The sequence below is a fragment of the Acinetobacter sp. GN11 genome (assembly GCF_054823985.1).
In genome coordinates, this window is sequence record NZ_JRVL01000332.1 from 1 (window position 1) to 353 (window position 353).

Genomic DNA, 353 nt, shown 5'->3' on the forward strand with positions numbered 1-353 from the left:
CTCAGGAGTTTTAGGTTCAAACTCTTTACCATCTTGTTGTTGCTGTTGTTGCTCTTTTGATTTATCTTGATCGCTTTTAACTTGGTCCTGAGACATTAGAGTCTCTCCTATTTAATGGTGTGCAGATGATTATCTAGCACTTAGTTAACATAGTCCCTTTACCTTTATATAGATACAACGCAAGTGTATCTGAATGTGATACTGTTTTTTATTGTCACAATATATATTTTAATCACTACACAGAATAAATATTTAAACCTCTATGTTTTTTATTATTTTAAGTCTTATCAACTTTACACTCACACCCCAAGTACGAATTTAACCCACAAAAACAATATCATAAAGTTTTTATA

At 30.6% G+C, this 353-nt stretch carries 1 protein-coding gene; it reads right to left on the reverse strand.

Annotated elements, in window-relative coordinates; all coding sequences use genetic code 11:
* On the reverse strand, window positions 1-96 hold a 96-nt coding region (locus NL42_RS18900), incomplete at its 3' end, for a hypothetical protein (RefSeq protein ID WP_461313919.1).
* Between the last annotated feature and the right edge of the window lie 257 nt (window positions 97-353).